We start from the raw sequence: 21969 nt of genomic DNA, 5'->3' as shown, positions 1-21969 counted from the left end.
ACCGGCAGGCGCCGGGGGCAGGCCAGCCCCACACGGGGCAGGAGCAGGCTTTTCCCGACGCAGGGACCCCGGACAGCGGCAGTGGCCTGCCTGCTGTCCCTGCCCTCCGGTTGCTGCCCCCGCGACGGGTGCACGTGGAAGCCCTCCGGCTCACGCCGGACCAGCAGGCCGCAGTTGACGTGGCACAGGGTTCCGGGCCCGTCCTGGTCCCGGGCGCACCGGGCACGGGAAAAACCACCGTCCTGGTCGAGGCCGCCGTCCAGCGGGTCTTCCGTGACGGCGTCGACCCCGAGCGCATGCTGATTCTCGCGCCCACCCGCCTCGCTGCCGATTTCCTGCGCGACCGTTTTACCGCCCGGCTGGACAGGAGCCTCAGCACCACCCCCGCCAGGACGTGGGCCTCCTACGCCTTCGACCTGATCCGCCGTGCCAAGGCCGAGGGCGTCATCCCGCTTTCCAGGCCGCCACGGCTGCTGTCCGGCCCGGAACAGGACCTCATCATCAGGGAACTCCTCGAAGGCCACAGGCTTCCCGGCCTTGAACTGCCCTGGCCCGCCGATCTTGAGGGGGCACTGGAAACCCGCGGCTTCCGCCAGGAAGTGCGGCAGCTCTTTGACCGCATCATCGAATCCGGCCGCACGGCCGGGGACCTTGTCCGGTTGGCGGATGAATGCAACCGGCCCGATTGGAAAGCCGCAGCTGCGCTGTATGCCGAGTACCGCGACGTCCTTGACCTGCGGATGCCCGAGGCCTTCGATCCCGCCGGGATCATCACGGCCGCCCGGCAGATCTTCCAGGACGCCCCGGATTTCCTCGCCGCGGAACGTGCCCGGCTGCAGGTTGTCCTGGTGGACGATATCCAGGAAGCAAACCCCGCTATCTTTGAGCTGCTGGCAGATATCGCCGCCGGCAAGGACTGCTACGTGACATCGTCCCCGGACACGGTGGTCCAGGGTTTCCGGGGAGCCCGTCCCGACCTGGTGGCGGAGCTGCCCCGGCTGCTGTCAACCCGGACGCCTGTCCTGGAGCGCCCGCTGTGGCACGCCCACGGCCTGGCGCCCAGCCTGGCCGAGGCGTGGCAAAACGTCGCGGGCCGCATTTCGCAGCGCGCAGGCGGCCAGCTGGCACGGCGCCTTGAACCGCCGGTGTGGCCTGGACAGGCCGAAGGCCCCGCGCGCCCCGGACCTGCCGTTCCCGGGAACGTCGAGGCCCATCTGGTCCCCACTCCGGTGCATGAGCTCCGGTATGTTGCACAGCGGATCCTGGACCAGCACATCAACCACAACCGCGGTCTCGCGGATATTGCAGTCATCGTCCGCAACGGCGGCCAGGTCAGCGAGTTGCAGCGTTATCTCTCCGGGCAGGGCATTCCGGTGCGGGTGCCTGTGGCCGAATCGGCGGTCCGGGACGAGGTGGCTGTCCGGCCCCTGCTGGATGCTTTCGCCATTGCGTTGGATCCCAAGCTGCTGACACCCGAGGCCGCAGTGTCACTTCTCACCTCCCGCATCGGTGGTGCCACCTCCATCGAACTGCGCAGGCTCCGGCAATCGCTGCGGCGCGAGGAACTCCTGGGCGGCGGGGGCCGCGCCAGCGATGTGCTGCTGGTCGAGGCACTGCTTGAGCCCGGCGCGCTGGGTGCACTGGGTATCGAGGGCCGCGCCGCCCGCCGGACTGCCCGGATGATCCAGGCCGGGCGGGAAGCCGCCCACCTGCCCGGTGCCAACGCCGAGTCGGTGCTGTGGGCGCTCTGGAACTCCACGGGGCTCTCATCGGTGTGGACGGCCACCGCTTTGTCGGGCGGCCCGCACGGGGCCCGGGCTGACCGCGACCTGGACGCCATGATGGCGCTGTTCCACACAGCGGAGCGCTACGTGGACCAGATGCCCGGCGCGGGCCCCGAACAGTTCCTGGAGTACCTCCTGAACCAGGAGCTTCCCATGGACACCCTCGCCGCCCGCGCCCAGGTGGATGATGCCGTGGAGTTGATGACCCCCGCCAGTGCCGCCGGGCGGGAATGGCCCGTCGTGATCGTTGCGGGGCTGCAGGAGGGGGTGTGGCCCAACACAAGGCTCCGCGGTGAACTGCTCGGCAGCACGCTGTATGCGGATGCCGTGGAACATGGTCCGGAGTATGCCCTCCAGCGGGACCCCTTGAGCCGCCTCCGGGACATCCGCTACGACGAACTCCGGAGTTTCTCCACGGCGGTGTCCAGGGCACGGGAGCTGCTGGTCTGTACGGCAGTCTCGTCGGAGGACTGCCAGCCGTCATCCTTCCTGGACTTCGTTGCGCCCCTGGACCCGGGGGAGGAGGGGCGGGCGTTCACCCAGGTGGAACGGCCCATGACGCTGCGCGCCCTGGTCGCCGAGCTCCGGCAACATGTCCAGTTGGAGGGGACAGCCCAGGCAGCGGAAGCCGCGAGGGTTCTGGCGCATCTCGCTGCGCAGGACCCTGCCGTGGCCGGAGCGCACCCGGACAGCTGGTGGGGACTTGCCCCTTTGACCTCCTCGGAGGCGGTGGTCCCGCCCGGCGGGACGGTGTCCGTTTCCCCCTCAAAGGTGGAGACCGTCCAAAAGTCGCCGTTGGACTGGTTCGTCCAGGCAGCCGGCGGGGAAGCAGCAACGGACTTCGCCCGGAGCCTGGGCACCCTGGTGCACGCGATCGCGCAGGACATGCCGGACGCGTCCGGATCAGAGTACGTTGCTGAACTCGTGCGGCGCTGGCCTGCGCTGGGTATGAAGGACAACTGGGAGGGAAAGCTGGACTTCCAGCGTGCTGAAGCCATGGTGCGCAAGCTTGCGCAGTACGTGCTTTCGATGAGGAGCGGAAACCGCAGCCTGCTGGGCGTGGAAAAGGACTTTGAAGTGGCCCTTGGTCAGGTGGCAGTGGACGATGCTCCGCCGCGTGAAGCGGTGCTCCGCGGCCAGGTGGACCGTTTGGAGATCGACGCCGAAGGGCGGCTGGTGGTGGTGGACCTCAAGACCGGGAAGCGGCAGCCAGGCAAGGACGATCTGTCCCGCCACCCACAGCTCGGCGCATACCAGGCGGCAGTACTGGCGGGCGGTTTCGATGCCGGCGCTGACGGGGACCGCCCCAGGTCCGGCGGGGCCGTGCTGGCACAGCTGGGGACTGGAGCCATCAATCCAGCCATCCAGCAGCAGGAACCACTCGACCCGCAGGAGAACTGGGCATTGGACATGGTGGAGGAGGCGGCCGCCGTGATGGCCGGCAAGGAGTTCGTTGCACGGCATGACCCTGCCAAGGGCAGCCATGGCGGCCATGGCTGCCGGCTACCTGAGGTGTGCCCCCTGTGCGCGCGCGGAAGGCAGGTGACCGAATGAGTGGGGTGCCGGCAGCCGCGGAAGCCGCTCCGGCGGTGCGCTTCAGCCCCGAAGAACTGTCTGCGCTGCTCGGAGAAAGAAATACCCCAACGCCTGAGCAATCAGCGATCATCTCCTCGCCGCTTGCTCCGCGGCTGGTCATCGCGGGAGCCGGATCGGGAAAAACCGCCACCATGGCGGACCGGGTGGTCTGGCTCGTGGCCAACGGGTGGGTCACCCCTGAGGAGGTCCTGGGCGTGACCTTCACCCGGAAGGCGGCCGGCGAACTTGCCAGCCGGATCCGGTCAAAGCTCCTGGCCCTGCAGCGTCTTGCGGCGAAGGAGGCCGGGAAAGGCGTCTTTCCGGAGGCCCTGGGCAGCAGTGACGCCCTTGAGCCCAAAGTGTCCACCTACCATTCGTTCGCCAGCGGCATCGTCTCCGACTACGGGCTGCGGCTCGGGGTGGAGCGGGACGTGGTTCTGCTGGGCGGCGCGCAGGCCTGGCAGCTGGCCAGTGAGGTGGTTGAGGCCTACGACGGCGAATACGCCCACTTCCGGGCCGCCAAGTCCACATTGGTGAAGGCCGTCATTCAGCTGGCGGGGGAATGCGCGGAACACCTTCAGGAGCCTGAGGACGTCGAAGCGTGGCTCATGGCCCGCCTTTCGGAGTTTGATTCACTGCCCTACGTGGCCGGAAAGAAAAGGAACCCGCCCAAGGCGGCACTGGACCTGGGTGGAATGCTGCGGACCAGGGCAAGCGTCGCTGACATGGTGGGCCGCTACGCCGCAGCCAAACGGGCCCGCGGCGCACTCGATTTCGGCGACCTGGTGGCCCTCGCCGCCAAGGTGGCGCAGGAGGTCCCGCTGGCTGCCCAGATGGAGCGCCAGCGGTACAAAGTGGTCCTGCTCGACGAGTTCCAGGACACCTCATACGCGCAGTTGGTGCTGTTTTCCCGTCTGTTCGGCGGCGGCCACGCCGTGACAGCGGTCGGGGACCCCAACCAGTCAATCTATGGTTTCCGTGGCGCTTCCGCGGGCCAGTTGTTCCACTTCGTCCGCGAATTTCCCGTCCGGACCAGCGCACCGGACGAGGCACCGGGCTGGGCGCCTGCCCCCACCTCATACCTCACAACGGCCTGGCGGAACGGCCGGTCGATCCTGGCCGCAGCAAACGTCATGTCGCAATCCCTCGGCCGGTCAGCGGCCCACAAGGGACCTGCCGGGGACAGGGCAGCAGCTGCGGACGTGCCCCCGCTGCAGCCGAGCCCCCATGCCGTGGACGGAACGGTGGTGCTGGGCCGTTTCGCCAGCGACGTGGAGGAAGCTGCAGCCCTGGCTGACGATGTCCTGAAATACCGGGTGACAGACTTCGAACTGAAACCTGACGGTGTGCCCGAGCCGCCGGCCCTCGCCGTGCTGTGCCGCAGGCGCGCCCAGATGGAAACCGTCCGGCGGCAGTTCGAGGCCCGGGGGATCCCTTACGAAATCGTCGGTCTTGGCGGACTCCTGGACACCCCGGAGATTGTTGACCTGGTGGCCACCCTCCGCGTGCTTGCCGATCCGGGGCGGTCTGATGCCCTGATGCGGCTGCTCGCGGGTGCCCGATGGCGGATAGGTCCTGCCGACCTCATGGCCCTGCGCGATTGGTCGAGCCAGCTGGCAAGGAGGCGGGGGCGGGCTGCGCAGGAGTTCGACGCCGACACCCGGGACGGTGACAGCGATGAAGCAGGCGTCCCCGTCCTCGAGGGTGACCTTACCGACGGCGCCAGCCTGGTGGAGGCCCTGGACTTCCTGCCGCGTGACGGGTGGACGTCGCAGAATGGCCGCATCCTCAGCGCTGCGGCCCGCAGCAGGCTGGCCCGGCTGTCTGCCGAGTTGCGGCAACTGCGCGGATACCTCGGCGATGACCTCACCACGCTCCTGGGCGAGGTGGAGAGGGCCATGCTGCTGGACATCGAAGTGGCAGCGCACCCGGGGATCAGCATCCACCAGGCCCGCCGCAACCTCGATGCGTTCCAGGATGCCGCCGCCGGGTTCCTGCGCACCTCCCAGAGAGTGGATATCCTCGCTTTCCTGTCCTGGCTGGAGGCTGCTTCAGCGGAAGAAAACGGGTTGGAAGCGCCTGCCAGTGACGTGAACCGGGAGGCCGTGCAGCTGTTGACGGTCCACGCTTCCAAGGGCCTGGAATGGGATGTTGTGTTTGTCCCCGGGATGAATGCCGGCGCCTTCCCCAGCGACAGGGACTCCCGCTGGAGCAGCGGTTCCGCCGCGCTGCCCTGGCCGCTGCGCGGGGACCGGGCCGACCTTCCGCAGTGGGACCTCGACCAACCGGACCAGAAAGGCTGGCTGGACGCGGAGAAGGACTACAAGGCCGGGGTGCAGGCCCACGGCGAATCGGAGGAACGGCGGCTGGCGTACGTCGCCTACACCAGGGCCAAGCATGTCCTGTGGGTGTCCAGTGCCGCCTGGGTGGGCTCACGGGCGGGGCGGGCGGAGATGTCTCCATTCCTTGCGGAGCTGGAAGTCCTGGCGCAACCGGCTGACGGCGCGGGAAGTCGGGAGGCTGTGGTCCACCCGCTGTCGCTGGAGGAGGCAGCGCTGCCCCTGCAGAGTCCGTTGACACTGGAAACAGAAGAAGCAACCTGGCCGTACGACCCCCTTGAAGGGCCCGTGGACCCACGCAGCGGTGAGCGCCTTCGGTTGGCCAGCGGGCGAAGGACGGCCATGGAGTCGGCGGCCCAACGGGTGCTCGGCATCCTGTCCACCGGCGGGGGAGCGCTGGTGCCCGCGGAGCGGTCCGGGCCGCAGCCCGGCCTGACGGGAGCAGCGGCCGGCTGGGCACGCGAAGCCGCGTTGCTGCTGGAGCGCAGGGCCAGAAGATCCAGTGGGCAGGATGTGCACCTGCCTACCCACATCTCTGCTTCCACCCTGGTTGACCTCGGGGATGACCCTGAGGCGGTGCTGGGGCGCCTGCGCCGGCCGGTGCCCCGGGAACCGGGCATGTCGGCCCGGAAGGGCACCGCTTTCCATGCTTGGGTGGAGGAATATTTTGGCAGGGCCGGAATGCTGGACCTCGGCGAAGCGCCCGGTTCGGACGACCATATCGATGCTGCCTACGATTTGGATGAGATGGTGGCTACGTTCAAGGCTTCCCCTTGGGCTGAGCGGAACCCGGCCTTCGTCGAGGTCCCGGTGGAAACCAGGGTTGGGGAGGTTGTGGTGCGGGGCCGGGTGGACGCCGTATTCCGTGACGCCGATGGCCGCTGGGACCTGGTGGACTGGAAAACCGGCCGCCGGCCGTCCGCGGAGCAGCTGAAGACCCGTTCGATCCAGTTGGCGGTGTACCGGCTGGCGTGGGCACGCCTGAAGGATGTTCCCCTGGAGGACGTGCGGGCTGCATTCTTCTACGTGGCTGACAACGCTGTGGTGCGGCCGCACGATTTGGGGTCGGCCGACGAGCTGGAAGGAATCGTTGCCGCTGCGCTTAGCCGGCCTTGAGTGGGACTGCCACGTAACCAGGCCTGGCCAGGCTCAGCCCTGTTTGACGTTAATGACCGAGATGGCGGCGGTGGATGTATCGTCCGGACCCTTGGTTCCGGGGGTTTCGGCGCCCGTGGCCTCCGCGGAACCGGCTGCAGTGGGCTGCTCCGCCGGGACGGGGGCAACGTGCACTGCAGGTTGGATGGAGACTGCCGGCTCCGCTGGCGTAGTGGACCCGGCGGGGACCGGAACCACCGTAACGGCGGGAGTGACGGCGGAACTGCCGCTCCCGGAAGCCGCGCCTGTTCCGGATCCGGTGGCGGCTGCGGGAACGGATGCGCCTGCAGCGTCCGGGCTGCCCTTGACCGGAAGCGGCTCCACGCTGATCGGCTGGCCGCCGTACTCGGCGATGTCGCTGGCCAGGCTCTCCAGCATGTCTTCCGCCTCGGTGACCATGTCCTGGTCACCGGTGGCGAGGCCCTTGACCAGGTACTGAGCCAGGGCGAATTCGGCGGACAGGGCGGCCCGGCGCAGGAGGTGCTGGTCCGGCACGTCGCGTCGGCTGGATGTGTACGCCTTCAGCACGGCGTCAATGAAGTCCTGTTCATTGGAAGCCACCAGCCAGGCGAAGTCATCGGCCGGGTCCCCGATGCGCAGGTCGGTCCAACCCGTTACTGCGGTCACCCTGCCCGCCTCCACCAGCAGGTTGTCCTCATGCAGGTCGCCGTGGACCACGCAGGGGTTGAACCGCCACAGGGACACATCCTCCATGGCGTGTTCCCAGCGGCGCAGCAGTGCGGCCGGGATCTTGCCGGTGGTGGCTGCCTGGTCCAGTTCGTTCAGCCGCCGCTGGCGGAACTCGTTGGGGGTGTAGCTGGGCAGGTCGGCGTTGCTGACCAGTGAGCGGGGCAGATCGTGGACCGCGGCCAAGGCGGAGCCGATCTCCCGGGCCAGGCCGGCAGGCCCCGACGTCAGCTCCTCGACGCTGCGTGTGGTGCCGGACAGGTGCGAGTATACGAAGGTGGTCAGCGTTCCCAGCCGGACGCTGCCGGCCACCGTCGGCATCAGGAACGGCAGTTCGGCGCGCACGGCGGGAGCAAAAGCCCGGAGTACCAGGAATTCCGTTTCCAGCCGCGCGCTGGCTTCCGCGTGGCGCGGCGACCGGACCCGCCAGCGCTTTCCTTCGGAATCGAGGAGCAGGGCCGAATCGAAGTCCGCGGGGTCATCCGGCGCGGAGCTAACGGCCGTCGGGGTCAGTCCGGGGACTGCCGCGGTTGCTATTGCCGCCAGTTCAATCGGTTTTCTTCTCACCGTTCCACGGTAGATTGCCCGCCCTCCCAGACAGCGGTCCGGCCGCGGCGAGTCTTGAGATAGCTGCAAATAGGGGGCTTCCCTGCGGCGGGGCGGTACCTCCCGAAATGTGAAATGTCGGAAGCAGTCAGTACGGTGGAACCATGAGCCATGCGGAGTCTGTCATACCCGTCCACCAGGCGGCGCCGGAACGGCTGCCGGCGAACCATCTGGTGGATACCCTGCTCCCCGTAAGGCCGGCCTTGGTGGACCGCGGATCGGCCGCGCGCGCCAGGCCCGGCATGATCGATGATCTTCTGTCCGGCCCGGATGCGCTGGCTGCGGTCCTGTCGAGGCGCCAGGGGCTGGTGCAGGGCGGCGACATGATGCTGACCGGGGCCAGGGAACTCCTGGCACAGCTGAAAGCAGCAGGAGCCGCGCCGGAACTCGTGGTGTACCTGGGCTCGGCGCTGCCTGCCTCACACCTTCCGGCCGGGACCGAGCTGCTGCTGTTCGTCCTTCCTGAGCCCCCGGAACCCGGGACCGCCGGTATCCCCGCGGATGCTGAGTGGGCTGGATTCCGCGACGTCGCCGCAGGCTTGACGGCCACCTCCACAGCCTTGTTCGTGGAAGCCAGCGCCATCGCAAACTGGCACGCTGCCCACACGCATTGCCCACGCTGCGGCACCCCCACGGAAGTGGTGGCCGGCGGCTGGGTGCGCCGGTGCCCGGCGGACAGTTCCGAACACTTCCCCCGCACGGACCCCGCCATCATCGTCACTGTCGTCGGCCCGGACGGCCGGCTGCTCCTGGGCGGCGGCGGCCCCGTGGACGCCCGGAACTACTCCACCCTCGCCGGGTTCGTTGAGCCTGGCGAATCCCTTGAAGAGGCCGTGGTGCGCGAGATCCAGGAGGAGGTGGGCGTGCGGGTCACCGCCTGCCAGTACCTCGGCTCCCAGTCGTGGCCGTTCCCCGCCTCCCTTATGCTTGGATTCACCGCCGTCACCGAGGACGCCCAGGCAACGCCCGACGGCGTGGAGGTCACCAGGGCCCGCTGGTTCAGCCGGGAGGAACTCCAGGAAGCGGTGCTCAGCGGGGAGATCACCATCTCCACCAGGCTCTCCATTGCCCGCTCGCTTATTGAGCACTGGTACGGCGGCCGGATCCAGGACCTCACTGGCGCCTAAGTTATTCCATCCACCAGACTCCAGCACGCGGTAGTCGAGAAACAAAGCAGCAGAAGTGACTACAGAGAATTTTGACGGAGCAGCCTCGCTGGAGGACCGGATCCTCGGCGGACTGGACGCCGAACAGCGTGAGGTGGCCAGCACCTTGAATGGCCCGTTGTGCGTCCTGGCCGGCGCGGGCACCGGAAAGACCCGTGCCATCACCCACCGCATCGCCTACGGCGTGCACTCGGGGGTTTACACTCCGCAGCGCCTGCTCGCCGTAACGTTCACGGCCCGGGCTGCGGCAGAGATGCGCAGCCGCCTGCGGGACCTCGGCGCCGGCAACGTGCAGGCCCGTACCTTCCACGCCGCTGCCCTGCGCCAGCTGCAGTTCTTCTGGCCCCAGGCGGTGGGTGGAACACTGCCCAACCTGCTGGACCACAAGGCCCAGATGCTGGCAGAGGCCGCCCGGCGGCTCAGGCTCAGCACGGACCGGGCCTCCATCCGCGACCTTGCCTCGGAAATCGAATGGGCCAAGGTGTCCATGCTGACACCGGCCAATTACCTGGAGAACGCCCAGGGGAGGGGCGCGCCCGGGGGTTCGACCTCACCACGGTCGCCCGGGTCTTCCAGTCCTACGAGGACGTCAAGACGGACCGCAACGTGATCGACTTTGAGGACGTCCTGCTGATCACGGTGGGCATCCTGCAGGAGGACGAGAAGGTGGCCGCCACGGTCCGGGAACAGTACCGGCACTTTGTGGTGGACGAATACCAGGACGTCTCCCCGCTGCAGCAGCGGCTCCTGGACCTGTGGCTCGGCGGCCGTGACGAACTCTGCGTGGTGGGTGACGCAAGCCAGACCATCTATTCCTTTACCGGCGCATCGCCCCGGCACCTCCTGGACTTCAAGACCCGATACCCCCAGGCCAACGTGGTCAAGCTCATCAGGGACTACCGCTCCACCCCGCAGGTGGTGAAACTGGCCAATGACCTGCTGGCCGCCCGCCGCAGCGGCGGGCCCACCGCCGACGCCGCGTGGGCATCGCCCCTCCAGCTCGTGGCGCAGCGCCCCGCCGGGCCCGCGCCCCAGTTCACCGAGTGCACGGACGACGAAGCTGAAGCCGCCACGGTGGCGCAGAAGATCAAGGCACTGCTCGACGCCGGCACTCCAGCCAGCGAGGTGGCCATCCTTTTCCGTACCAACGGCCAGTCCGAGGCTTACGAGCAGGCGCTGGCCGCGGCAGGCATCGGCTACCAGCTGCGTGGCGGCGAGCGCTTCTTCGCCCGCAAGGAGGTAAGGGACGCGATCCTCCAGCTGCGTGCCGCCACCCGGGCGGTTTCCGAATCGGACACACCGGAACCCCTGGGTCAACTGGTCCGGGACATCGTCTCCTCCCTCGGCTACACCGACTCGGCACCGCACAGCGGGGGTGCCCTGCGCGAACGCTGGGAGTCCCTCGCGGCACTGGTGGCGCTCGCCGACGAACTGGTGCAGTCCCGCGGCCCCCAGTTTGGCCTGGCTGATTTCGTCAACGAACTCCAGGAGCGTTCCCTCGCCCAGCACGCGCCCACCGTGCAGGGCGTTACGCTCGCCTCGCTCCACGCGGCCAAGGGCCTGGAATGGGATGCCGTCTTCCTGGTGGGGCTCAGCGAAGGCCTGATGCCCATTTCCTTCGCCGATTCACCGGAATCGGTGGATGAGGAGCGCCGCCTCCTCTATGTCGGCATCACCCGCGCCCGTGAACACCTTTCCCTCTCGTGGAGCACCGCGAGGACCCCCGGCGGCCGGGCCAACCGGAAGCCGTCCCGGTTCCTCGACGGCCTGCGGCCGGACTCGGTGGCAAGCTCAAGCACCCGGGGGAAGGGCGCGCTTCCGCGCCGCAAGGCTGCCGCCCCCGCCGTGTGCCGGGTCTGCGGGAGCATGCTTGCCACCGGAGCGGAACGCAAGGTTGGCCGCTGCAACGCGTGTCCCCCCAGCTACGAGGAGCAGACCTTTGATGCGCTCCGCAACTGGCGCCGCGAGGTGGCCCAATCCGCGGACGTCCCGGCCTTCGTCGTCTTTACCGACGCCACCCTCACTGCCATCGCGGAGGCGAGGCCGGCGTCGCTGGAGGAACTTGCGGGCCTGGCCGGCGTTGGCCCATCCAAGCTGGAAAAGTACGGGGAGGACGTCCTCCGGGTCCTCGTCGAAAGCTCGGTCCTGTGAAACGCGGAGCCAGCGGCGGTGCCCGGCAGGCGTCAGTGCTGACCACCTCGAACGGTTCTCCGGTGGAGGTGCGGCGCTCTGCCCGGCGCACCCGCACGGTGGCGGCGTTCTGGGAAGACGGGACGGCGGTGGTTGCCATTCCGGCCCGCTTCACTGCGGCGCAGGAGCGCGAGTGGGTCCACAAAATGCTGGCCAAACTGCACAAGCAGGGGCAGCGGCAGGCGGCAGCCGGGCGGCGGCGTCCTGCCACAGATGAGGCCCTCGCAGCCCATGCGGCCACGCTGTCCACGCAATACCTCGGTGGCCGGTCAGTGCCCACATCCGTCCGTTGGGTCAGCAACCAGAATTCCCGGTGGGGTTCGGCCACGCCGGCCGAGGGGACCATCCGCCTGTCTGACAAGCTGCGGCCCATGCCCCAGTGGGTCATCGACTACGTGCTGCTCCACGAGCTGGCCCACCTTCTGGTGGCCTCACACAACGCTGCCTTCTGGCAGCTGCTGGAGGCCTACCCCGAAACCCAGCGGGCCAAGGCCTTCCTCGAGGGTGTTTCCTTCGCCACGTCGCGGGGAATGGACAAAGATGCCGACCAGCCTGACGTCGGCCCGCTTGACGCTGACGTAGTCCAATAGCGGGCAAATCCGGCGAAAAGTCTGGCGGGCCAGGAGGCCCTGGCCCGCCAGCAATGTCTCAGCCCTTGGGCTGGTCCGTTCCGCCGTCGTCGTCCTTGCTGCCGGTGTCCCCGGCGCCGCCCTGATCACCGGAGGTGTCGTCGAAACCGCCGTCCAGCAGTTTCTGCAGCGCGTCATCCACCTCGCTGTCGCTTGCCTCGGCAAGCTTGCGGCGGGAGCTGAAACCCTTCGGATCATCCAGGTCCTCGGCCGTGGGCAGCAGGTCGGGGTGGTGCCAGATGGCGTCACGGCCCTCGATCCCGCGTTCCTCCTTCAACGTGGCCCACAGGGTGGCCGCGTCCCGCAGCCTGCGCGGACGCAGCTCGAGTCCCACCAGTGAAGCGAAGGCGTGTTCGGCGGGACCGCCCGTTGCCCGCCGGCGCCGCACTGTTTCGCGCAGTGCCCCGGCGGACGGCAGGACCTTCTCCGTGGCGGCCGCGGTCAGTTCATCCACCCAGCCCTCCACAAGGGCCAGCGCGGTCTCGAGCTTTTCCAGTGCCTGTTCCTGGGCGGGAGTCCGCTGTGGCATGAACACGCCCTGCGACAGGGCCTCCTGGATGCCTTCCGGGTTGCTGGGGTCAAGGTCGCGGGCGAGTTCCTCGATGCGTGAGGTGTCGATGTGGATGCCGCGGGCGTATGCCTCGATGGCGCCCAGCAGGTGTCCGCGCAGCCAGGGAACCTGTACGAACAGCCGGGCGTGCGCGGCTTCCCGAACGGCCAGGAACAGCCGGATGTCGTTCTCGGGCAGGGACAGGCCCTCGCCGAACGCGGCGACATTGGCCGGCAGGAGTGCCATCTCAAGGTCGGCCAGCGGGACGCCGATGTCGGTGGAGCTCACCACGTCCTTGGACAGGGCGCCGATGGCCTGCCCCAGCTGCATACCGAAGATGGCGCCGCCCATGTTCTGCAGCATCGAGGAGGCTCCGCCCATCATGGACTTCATTTCCTCGGGCATCTGCTCCGTCATGGCGGAGGAGAGCGCATTGGCGATGCTGTTGGCCACGGGTTCTGTCAGCCGCTTCCAGGTGCCCAGGGTGGCCTCCACCCATTCCGCGCGGGACCATGCCTTGCCGATCAGACCGGTGGCGGGCAGGTCGGTGACGGGGTCCAGCCACATCTCGGCGAGGCGGAGGGCTTCATCCACCTCCCGGGACTGCTGGGCAGTGACGGACGGGTCCGCGCTGCCGGCCGCAACCCGCCGGGCATTGTCGTGGGCCAGTGTCCAGTTGACGGGCCCTTCGGACGGTGCGCTCATCATCGCCTGAACCTGGGAGAACATCTGGGCCAGCAGGTTGGGGTCGTCCGGCAGGCCGGCCGCCTTGGCCAGCTCGGCGGGATCGAAGTTTTCCATCCCCTTGCCGCCCATTAGGTTCTGCAGCATTTCGGTCAACGGATCCTTGGGGGTGTCGTCGCCGTTGGACGGATTGAGTGGGTTGGAGGTCATGGTCCCGCCGATCGATGGTGTGACTGTTGATCAACCTTCACGGTACCCCGGTGGGGGTCGGCTGTCTGCCGCCCGCCGCCGTCGTTCGCTCTAGGCAAAGCGCCCCGTCGCACCACCACCGCGTACTGTTGGTGGGGTGACTACAACCCGTGGCGGCCACCCTTCAGAGGACCACGTTCCCGATCTTCCCCCTTTCTCCAATCCCGGTCCGTTTGGTGCCGGCAGCCCGCCCGAAGGCTCCGGGGCCGGTGGCGGCCAGGCAGTTGAAGGCAGCGGCCCCGGCGCGTCCGACGGCGGCGGCACGGCCAGGCGGCTTTCCACCATGATGGTTGCCGGGCTGGCGGCGTTGGGGCTGGGAATTGCCGTGGGGACGCTTCCGGTGCCGTATGTCATTGAATCGCCCGGGCCCACCTACAACACGCTGGGGGAGAGCCAGGGACATCCGGTCATCAACGTCAGCGGCCGCGAAACGTATCCGGCTGCCGGGAGCCTCGACCTGACCACCGTGTACGTTGACGGCGGCCCCAATGGCCCGGTCAGCATCCTCAACGCATTCTCGGCATGGCTGGACAACTCCAAAGCCGTGTACCCGGTGGAGCTGATCTATCCCACGGGCACAACGAAGGAAGAGGCCCAGGAACAGAGTGCGGTGGCCATGGCCACGTCCCAGGAGAACGCGGTGGCCTCCGCCCTGAATGAACTCGGGATTCCCTTCAGCCAACAGCTCCAGGCCGCGGACCTGTCCAAGGATTCCGCGTCCGCCGGCAGGATCCAGCAAGGGGACATCCTCAAATCCATTAACGGCAGGGACATCACCGCCCTCAGTGTGATCCAGGATGAGCTGGCCTCGGGCAAGGGTGCCCCGGTCTCGGTAACGGTGGAACGCGCCGGCCAGCCCGTCACCGTCCAGGTCACGCCCAAGGACAACGGCCAGGGCCGTTTCATCCTCGGTGTCATGTTGAAGTACCTCTTCAGCTTCCCCTTCCAGGTCCAGATCTCCCTGGACAAGGTGGGCGGGCCCAGTGCCGGGCTCATGTTCTCGCTGGGCATCATCGATACGGTTACGCCGGGGGACCTCACCGGCGGAAAACATATCGCGGGTACCGGCACCATCTCGCCTGACGGCAAGGTGGGACCCATCGGCGGCATCGGGCAAAAGATGCGGGGTGCGCGTTCGTCCGGTGCCACCCTTTTCCTGGCGCCCGCCGGCAACTGCAACGAAGTGGCCGGCCACGTTCCCGACGGCCTCCAGGTGGTCCGCGTGGAAAACCTCTCGGAAGCCCGGCATGCCGTGGAACTGGCCGGAAGCGGCCAGGACACATCCGCGCTCCCGGCCTGCGCCAGCAAATAGACTGGGCGCAACTAGACTCACAGGAACTAAGCTTTACCGCCACTCGTGGCACAGTTGACGGACGAAACCAGCCGTTTGACCGGTACCGTACGTCGCTCGCACGCTTCGAATATTTCGACGACCAGCTATGAGGTACCCAGTTTGTCCCGTCCCGCCAGCACCATGTCCACCGGCAGGCCCCCTTCACGACGCGGCGTGCTGACGCCCACCCTGATTATTGTCGCCCTGGTGGTAGTGGGCTTCATTTTCTTCGCCAACGTCTGGACCGACGTCCTCTGGTACCGGCAACTGGGCTTCATCGAAGTCTTCGTCACCGAGAACCTCGCCAAGATCGCCACCTTCGTGGCCGGCTTCGCCATCATGTTCGCGGCTGTCTTCTTTTCGATCCGCATTGCCTACAACGCCCGGCCGGTCTACGCGCCGGACTCTGAAATCAGGGACAACCTCAACCGGTACCAGGCGCAGCTGGAGCCGGTCCGGCGCATCGTCATGGTGGGCCTGCCGGTCCTCTTCGGCCTGTTTGCGGGCAGCGCTGCGGCGAGCCAGTGGCAGAAGGTCCTGCTGTTCTTCAACCAGGTTGGCTTCGGCGAGGCCGATCCGCAGTTCAACATGGACATCAGCTTCTACCTGATGACCCTGCCGTTCCTCGGTTTTGTGACCGGGTTCCTGATCAGCGTGGTGGTGATTGCGGGCATCGCCGGCATCCTCACCCACTACCTGTACGGCAGCATCCGGCTGATGGAGCGCGGCGTGTTCACCAGCCGCGCGGCACAGATCCACATCGCCGTGACCGGCGCCGCCTTCCTGGTGCTCCTCGGCGTCAACTTCTGGCTGGACCGCTACTCTTCCGTCCAGAGCAACGGCGGCCGCTGGGCCGGCGCCCTCTACACGGATGTCAACGCCGTCATCCCCACCAAGGCCATCCTCGCCGTGGCTGCCGTGCTGGTGGCCATCCTGTTCATCGTGGCCGCCGTGATTGGCCGCTGGCGCCTTCCGGTGATCGGTACCGCCATGCTGATCATCACCTCCATCCTGGCCGGGGGCGTGTATCCCTGGGTGATCCAGCAGTTCCAGGTCCGCCCGTCCGAGCAGACGCTGGAAAGCAAATACATCCAGCGCAACATCGAGAACACGCGCAAGGCCTACGGCCTGGACGGCATTCAGGAAACCCGGTACGACGCCACCAACACGGCCAGTACCGGCGCGTTGGCGCCGGACGCCCAGACCACTGCCAACATCCGCCTCCTGGACCCGAACCTGATTTCGGACGCGTTTGCTCAGCTGGAGCAGTACCGCCCGTACTACCAGTTCCCCAAGGCCCTCAATGTGGACCGCTACGAGGTGGACGGCAAGATCCAGGACACCGTGATCGCCGTGCGGGAACTGAATCCCACGAACGTGGCAACCAACCAGCAGGGCTGGCTGAACCAGCATGTGGTGTACACCCACGGCTATGGGGTTGTGGCGGCCAAGGGCAACAAGTTCACGGTTGACGGCAAGCCTGAATTCCTCCAGTCCGGCATTCCGTCCACCGGCGTGTTGGGCAACGATACAACCTACGAGCCGCGGATCTACTTCGGCGAGTCCTCGCCCGAATACTCGATTGTCGGCGCACCCGACGGCGCCACCCCGCGCGAGCAGGACCGCCCTTCCGGCAAGGAAGGGGAGGGCGAAACCCAGTACACGTTCAAGGGGAACGGGGGGCCCAATGTTGGATCCTTCTTCAACAAGATCCTTTACGCCATCAAGTTCCAGTCCTCGGACCTGCTGCTTTCGGACGGCGTGAACCCGGCGTCGCAGATCCTGTATGACCGCAGCCCCCGCGAGCGTATCCAGAAGGTGGCACCCTACCTGACCGTTGACGGCGGCGCTTACCCGGCCGTGGTGGACGGCAGGGTCAAATGGATCGTGGACGGCTACACCACCAGCCAGTACTACCCGTACTCGCAGCAGAAGCAGCTCTCGGATGCCACCACTGATTCGCAGACCAGCTCCGGCCGCGCCGTGGCCCTGCCCAACAGCACGGTGAACTACATCCGCAACTCGGTCAAGGCCACTGTGGATGCCTACGACGGCTCGGTCACCCTCTATGCCTGGGACGACACGGACCCGGTCCTCAAGGCCTGGCAGAAGGTTTTCCCCTCATCCCTGAAGCCGTACTCGGAGATGTCCGGCGCGGTGATGAGCCACGTCCGCTACCCGGAGGACCTCTTCAAGGTCCAGCGTGAGCTGCTGGGGCAGTACCACGTGACGGATCCCACCAGCTTCTACAAGAACAACGACGCATGGAGCGTACCTGCCGATCCCACGGTGGATACGGACGTGAAGCAGCCGCCGTTCTACATGTCGCTGCAGATGCCGGACCAGCAGAAGCCTGCGTTCCAGCTGACGTCCTCGTTCATCCCGCAGATCGTCAACGGCAATGCCCGCAACGTCCTGTACGGGTTCCTCGCCGCTGACTCGGATGCCGGGAACCAGGCCGGTGTGAAGGCGGACGGCTACGGCAAGCTCCGGCTGCTGCAGATCCCGCCGGAAACGCAGGTGCCCGGTCCGGGCCAGGCGCAGAACAAGTTCAACTCCGATCCCACTGTTTCGCAGGCACTGAACCTGTTGCGGCAGGGTGCGTCGGACGTGCTGAACGGCAACCTGCTCACCCTGCCCGTCGGCGGCGGCATCCTTTACGTCCAGCCTGTCTACCTCAAGTCCACCGGTGAGACGTCCTATCCCACCCTGCAACGCGTGCTGGTGGCCTTCGGGGACAAGGTGGGCTTCGCGCCAACGCTTGACGCGGCCCTCAAGCAGCTATTCGGTGGTGACTCCGGTGCAGCAGCGGGTGACTCCGCCAACAACGGCCAGGTGCCGGCCGGCCCGGCAGCGCCTGCGACACCGGCCGCAGCGGACGCGAAGGCCCAGCTGAAGGCGGCCCTGGACGAGGCGAATGCGGCCATCCAGTCCGGCCAGTCGGCACTGGCGGCAGGCGACTTCGCTGCCTATGGCGAGGCGCAGAAGAAGGTGGCGGCCGCGCTGAAGAAGGCGATGGACGCAGAGGCCAAGATCCCGGTCACCGCTCCGGAGGCAAGCCCGGCCCCCGCTGCTTCCAGCTCACCCTCGGCAACGCCGTCCCCGTCAGCGGGCCGGTAGCAGGACGGGCACAGCAGCACGACGGCGGCAGCCCGGCATCCGAGCCCCATGGGGGCAAGGTGCCGGGCCGGCGTAACGGACGTCACGCCGCTTCGATTTGGCCTGCGGTTCACCTCCCGGTAAAGTAGTTCTTGCGACGCGGGGTGGAGCAGTTCGGTAGCTCGCTGGGCTCATAACCCAGAGGTCACAGGTTCAAATCCTGTCCCCGCAACTGAGGAAAGGCCCGGACATTGGAAACAATGTCCGGGCCTTTTGCTTTCTCCGCTGGAGCCGCCGGGACCGTCGTCGAACCCCAAGGGGGCCTGGTGGAAGTGTGGTCAGGCCGGCCGTGAAAGTAGGGTAGTGTTGATCAAGCGACGCGGGGTGGAGCAGTTCGGTAGCTCGCTGGGCTCATAACCCAGAGGTCACAGGTTCAAATCCTGTCCCCGCAACTTATGAAGGCCCCGACCGGCAGTTACGCCGGCCGGGGTCTTTCTTTTCCTTGGATGCGCACAGTTCCTAGTATTCTCTTTCGAAGGGTCCCGCGATCTGCGGGCTGCCCCAGTCATTCTTGAGAGGTATGTTGTTCGATGGCCACACCCACGAAGAAACCCGGCGCCGCGACGGGTAAGCGGTCCCGGCTCTACTGGGCGGTTCCTGCTGTCCTCGTGGCGCTGGTCCTGGTGGTTCTGGCGGCCAGGCTGGTCGTGGGACTGCCCGCCGTCGCGTCCTTTGTCACCGACTACCCGGGCCAGTCGGCACTGCCGGCCGGCGCCCCGGTGGGATTCCCCGCGTGGCTCGCCTGGCAGCACTTCCTCAACGCCTTCTTCCTGCTCCTGATCATCCGCACCGGATGGCAGGTGCGGACCACTACACGGCCCAGCGGGCACTGGACCCGGAACAACAAGGGCCTGATCCGCACCAGGAACGCGCCCACCAAGATCAGCCTTGAACTGTGGTTCCACCTGACGCTGGACGCCCTGTGGATCCTGAACGGGCTCGTCTTTGCCGTGCTGCTGTTCGCCACCGGGCAATGGATGCGCATCGTCCCCACCAGCTGGGACGTCATCCCCAACGCCCTGTCGGCCGCGCTGCAATACGCCTCGCTGGACTGGCCCACGGAAGACGGCTGGATCAACTACAACGCGCTGCAGCTCCTGGCTTACTTCGTGACGGTCTTCCTCGCCGCTCCGCTGGCGTTCATCACGGGCCTGCGGATGTCCTCCGCCTGGCCAAAGAAGGCTGCCGGCCTGAACAAGGCCTACCCGATCGAATGGGCCCGCGCCGTGCACTTCCCGGTGATGATCTACTTCGTGGCCTTCATCGTGGTCCACGTCTTCCTGGTGCTCACCACGGGTGCACTGCGGAACCTGAACCACATGTACGGGGTCCGGGACGACGACGGCTGGTTCGGCTTCTGGGTGTTCCTGGCCTCCGTGGCCGTCATGGCGGCCGCGTGGTTCCTGGCCCGCCCGGTCTTCCTGCGGCCCATCGCCTCCCTCATGGGCAAGGTCAGCCGCTAAGGCCACCCGGCACCCCACAGCCGGGGCGGCTCAGCCGTCCTTGAGCTGCTGGTAGGCAGCCAGCGCCCGTTCCCGGGACTGAGGAAGCTCCACAAGGGGTTCCGGGTAGTCCGGGACCCCGGTCTTCCAGGGCTCGTGGATGGACTTGTTGTCCAGGTCAGCGAGCTCCGGAACGAACTCGCGCAGGTACCGGCCGCCGGCGTCGAATTTCCTGCTTTGGGTGACGGGATTGAAGATCCGGTAGTACGGCGACGCGTCCGCGCCGGAACCGGCCACCCACTGCCAGTTGGCCGGATTGCTGGCGGCGTCGGCGTCCACCAGCGTGTCCCAGAACCATTGCTCTCCAATCCGCCAGTCGGCCAGCAGATTCTTCACCAGGAACGAGGCCGCGGCCATCCGCACCCGGTTGTGCATCCAGCCGGTCTGCCAGAGCTGCCGCATCCCGGCGTCCACCAGGGGGTAACCCGTGCGTCCCTGCTGCCAGGCCGCGAGCTCACTCCTGCCCGGCTGCTGCCAGGCGAACCGGTCGAATTCGGCCCGGTAGTTGCGGGTGGCCAGGTCCGGGTTGTTGTACAGCAGCTGCCAGCAGAATTCCCGCCAGCCAAGCTCCGAGCGGAAAATTCCGACGTCGGCCGGCACCTTATGCGGGAAACGTTGGCGGATCTCACGCCACACCCGGAACGGGCTGACTTCGCCGAAACGCAGGTGGGGTGACAGACGGCTGGTTCCCTCGATGCCGGGCAGGTTCCGTCCGGTTCCATATTCCTCGGCAGGGCCGTCCAGGAAGTCCGCCAGCCGGTGGCGCGCGCCTTCCTCGCCGGGAGTCCAGGTGGCGGAGAGGCCGCCGCTCCAGTCGGGGGAGGAGGGGAGCAGCCGCCAGCTGTCGAGGTCGTCGCCGGCCTGGAGACGGCCGCCTTGAGGGGGTCCCGGGATCCGGGCCGGAGGCTCCTGGGGGTCCCGGACCTCCTGGCCGGCAAGGCATGCCCGCCAGAAAGGAGTGAACACCTTGTAGGGGCCGCCGGAGCCGGTCTTGACCGTCCAGGGCTCGAACAGGAGGTTTGCCTGGAAGCTTGACGCCTCCAGGCCGTTCTCCCCGGCCCACTCCTTGACCGCGGCGTCGATGCTGCGCTCGGGTTGACCGTACCGCCGGTTCCAGAACAAGTGCGTTGCCCCGGCGTGCACAGCCACTTCCTTAATCACCCGCCCGGCCGGCCCCCGGCGAAGGAGCAGCCGCGAGCCGCGGGCCTCGAGGGAGGAAGCCAATCGTGCCAGTGAGTGGTGCAGCCACCACCGGGTTGCACCGCCCAGCGGCCGGATGCCCGCAGATTCTTCATCCAGGACGTACACCACTGTCACCGGCAGGCCCAGCGCGGCGGCGGAGTTGAGGGCGGGGTTGTCATCCAGGCGAAGGTCATCGCGCAGCCAGACCAGGGCGGTCTCTTCAGAGGAGGTCATGGCACCACGCTACACACTGCGGACATGGCGGTGGCCGGGACCACGGGGTCCCGGCCACCGCCTGGTTTCGACTGTGTGGTGCTGGCTGGCCTTAGAGCTTGTCGAAGTCCGCTTCCTCCACGGTTGCCTCGGACTCCGCGGCGTTGGCGGCGCCGAGGGCAGGTTTGGCGCCGCCGGCCTTCAAAGCGGCCAGCCGGGCCTCGATCTCCGTCTGCTCGCCAAGGTCCTCCAGCTGGTTGAACTGGGCATCCAGGCTGGACGCTGCCAGTTCCTCCTGGCCGCGGACCCTGGCCTCTTCGCGGCGGATCTTTTCTTCGAAGCGTCCCACTTCGCTGGTGGGGTCCATGATGTCGATGCTCTTGATGGCGTCGTGCACCTGGGACTGCGCCTCTGCCGTCTTGGACCTGGCCACCAGTTCGTTGCGCTTGCTGGTCAGCTGGTTGAGCTTGTTCTTCATCTGGTCCAGGCCGGTCTTCAGCTTGTCCACCACCTCGCGCTGGGAGGCGATGCTCGGCTCTGCGCCCTTGGCTTCGTTCTCGGCCGCCATCTGCCGCTGCAGGGCGACCTTTGCCAGGTTGTCGAACTTCTCGGCGTCGGCGACGTCGCCGGCGGCGCGGAACTCGTCAGCCTTGCGGGAGGCGGCCAGTGCCTTGTTCCCCCAGTCGCGGGCGTTCTTGACGTCTTCGTTGTAGTCGTCTTCCAGCATGCGGAGGTTGCCGATGGTTTGCGCCACGGCGGACTCGGCTTCGGCGATGTTGTTGGTGTAGTCGCGGACCATCTGGTCCAGCATCCGCTGCGGATCCTCGGCGTTGTCCAGCAAGGAGTTGATATTGGCCTTTGCCAGCTGCGCGATCCGGCCGAAAATGGACTGCTTAACCATGGTGTTTGCCTTTCGTCCTGCTCTGTGTTGACCACTGACGTCCGTGAACAGTGGTGTCGTGCTTC

General features: G+C 67.2%; 11 protein-coding genes, 2 tRNA genes and 1 pseudogene. 10 read left to right on the top strand and 4 right to left on the bottom strand.

Annotation, left to right across the window (positions count from 1 at the left end):
* Positions 1-86 precede the first annotated feature (86 nt).
* Positions 87-3338 (top strand): ATP-dependent helicase, encoded by a 3252-nt coding sequence (locus OUO20_RS10125; protein ID WP_134163901.1) that lies wholly within the window; start codon positions 87-89, stop codon positions 3336-3338.
* Positions 3335-6814 (top strand): UvrD-helicase domain-containing protein, encoded by a 3480-nt coding sequence (locus tag OUO20_RS10120; protein ID WP_268003332.1) that lies wholly within the window; start codon positions 3335-3337, stop codon positions 6812-6814. The genes OUO20_RS10125 and OUO20_RS10120 overlap by 4 nt, the downstream gene beginning before the upstream one ends.
* 33 nt (positions 6815-6847) lie before the next feature.
* On the opposite strand, the gene OUO20_RS10115 is transcribed toward OUO20_RS10120, so the two are convergent.
* Entirely contained in the window at positions 6848-8107 is a 1260-nt protein-coding gene (locus tag OUO20_RS10115; RefSeq protein WP_268003331.1) for a macrolide 2'-phosphotransferase, read from the bottom strand.
* A 143-nt stretch (positions 8108-8250) separates the two neighbouring features.
* On the opposite strand from OUO20_RS10115, the gene nudC reads away from it, so the two are divergent.
* The 3 genes and pseudogenes from nudC to OUO20_RS21505 all read left to right on the top strand — a co-directional run bounded on the left by nudC (position 8251) and on the right by OUO20_RS21505 (position 12092).
* Entirely contained in the window at positions 8251-9273 is a 1023-nt protein-coding gene (gene nudC, locus OUO20_RS10110; protein WP_018768551.1) for an NAD(+) diphosphatase, read from the top strand.
* 55 nt (positions 9274-9328) lie between these two features.
* Positions 9329-11463: pseudogene (locus OUO20_RS10105) on the top strand (UvrD-helicase domain-containing protein).
* Positions 11460-12092 (top strand): M48 family metallopeptidase, encoded by a 633-nt coding sequence (locus tag OUO20_RS21505; protein WP_056394033.1) that lies wholly within the window; start codon positions 11460-11462, stop codon positions 12090-12092. The pseudogene OUO20_RS10105 and the gene OUO20_RS21505 overlap by 4 nt, the downstream one beginning before the upstream one ends.
* Positions 12093-12150: 58 nt before the next feature.
* Here the strand turns inward: OUO20_RS21505 and OUO20_RS10090 are convergent, their stop codons facing one another.
* On the bottom strand, positions 12151-13575 hold the full coding sequence (locus tag OUO20_RS10090) for a zinc-dependent metalloprotease (RefSeq protein WP_223992143.1): 1425 nt from the start codon (positions 13573-13575) through the stop codon (positions 12151-12153).
* A gap of 136 nt (positions 13576-13711) precedes the next feature.
* On the opposite strand from OUO20_RS10090, the gene OUO20_RS10085 reads away from it, so the two are divergent.
* The 5 genes from OUO20_RS10085 to OUO20_RS10065 all read left to right on the top strand — a co-directional run bounded on the left by OUO20_RS10085 (position 13712) and on the right by OUO20_RS10065 (position 19569).
* On the top strand, positions 13712-14926 hold the full coding sequence (locus OUO20_RS10085; RefSeq protein ID WP_268003329.1) for a YlbL family protein: 1215 nt from the start codon (positions 13712-13714) through the stop codon (positions 14924-14926).
* Between the two features lie 162 nt (positions 14927-15088).
* Complete coding sequence (locus OUO20_RS10080; protein WP_268003415.1) at positions 15089-18067, top strand: UPF0182 family membrane protein; 2979 nt, start codon at positions 15089-15091, stop codon at positions 18065-18067.
* Positions 18068-18204: 137 nt separating this feature from the next.
* Positions 18205-18278: transfer RNA gene (locus OUO20_RS10075), tRNA-Met, on the top strand.
* Positions 18279-18424: 146 nt separating this feature from the next.
* A tRNA-Met gene (locus OUO20_RS10070) sits at positions 18425-18498 on the top strand.
* Positions 18499-18636: 138 nt separating this feature from the next.
* Entirely contained in the window at positions 18637-19569 is a 933-nt protein-coding gene (locus tag OUO20_RS10065; RefSeq protein ID WP_268003328.1) for a cytochrome b/b6 domain-containing protein, read from the top strand.
* Positions 19570-19599: 30 nt separating this feature from the next.
* On the opposite strand, the gene OUO20_RS10060 is transcribed toward OUO20_RS10065, so the two are convergent.
* Positions 19600-21024, bottom strand: a complete 1425-nt coding sequence (locus OUO20_RS10060) for a cryptochrome/photolyase family protein (RefSeq protein ID WP_268003327.1) — start codon at positions 21022-21024, stop codon at positions 19600-19602.
* A 91-nt stretch (positions 21025-21115) separates the two neighbouring features.
* Positions 21116-21904: a PspA/IM30 family protein gene (locus OUO20_RS10055; RefSeq protein WP_018768543.1), complete on the bottom strand. Its 789-nt coding sequence runs from the start codon at positions 21902-21904 to the stop codon at positions 21116-21118.
* Between the last annotated feature and the right edge of the window lie 65 nt (positions 21905-21969).

The sequence above is a fragment of the Arthrobacter sp. FX8 genome (assembly GCF_026723805.1).
In the GTDB taxonomy this organism is placed as follows: domain Bacteria; phylum Actinomycetota; class Actinomycetes; order Actinomycetales; family Micrococcaceae; genus Arthrobacter.
This window is presented reverse-complemented; position numbering and strand designations above follow the sequence as displayed.

Excerpts from the sequence above, each read along its gene's own strand:
- OUO20_RS10120 (WP_268003332.1), top strand. The coding sequence starts at position 3,335 with ATGAGTGGGGTGCCGGCAGCCGCGGAAGCCGCTCCGGCGGTGCGCTTC.
- nudC (WP_018768551.1), top strand. The coding sequence starts at position 8,251 with ATGAGCCATGCGGAGTCTGTCATACCCGTCCACCAGGCGGCGCCGGAA.
- OUO20_RS10090 (WP_223992143.1), bottom strand. The coding sequence starts at position 13,575 with ATGACCTCCAACCCACTCAATCCGTCCAACGGCGACGACACCCCCAAG.
- OUO20_RS10080 (WP_268003415.1), top strand. The coding sequence starts at position 15,089 with ATGTCCACCGGCAGGCCCCCTTCACGACGCGGCGTGCTGACGCCCACC.
- OUO20_RS10065 (WP_268003328.1), top strand. The coding sequence starts at position 18,637 with ATGGCCACACCCACGAAGAAACCCGGCGCCGCGACGGGTAAGCGGTCC.
- OUO20_RS10060 (WP_268003327.1), bottom strand. The coding sequence starts at position 21,024 with ATGACCTCCTCTGAAGAGACCGCCCTGGTCTGGCTGCGCGATGACCTT.
- OUO20_RS10055 (WP_018768543.1), bottom strand. The coding sequence starts at position 21,904 with ATGGTTAAGCAGTCCATTTTCGGCCGGATCGCGCAGCTGGCAAAGGCC.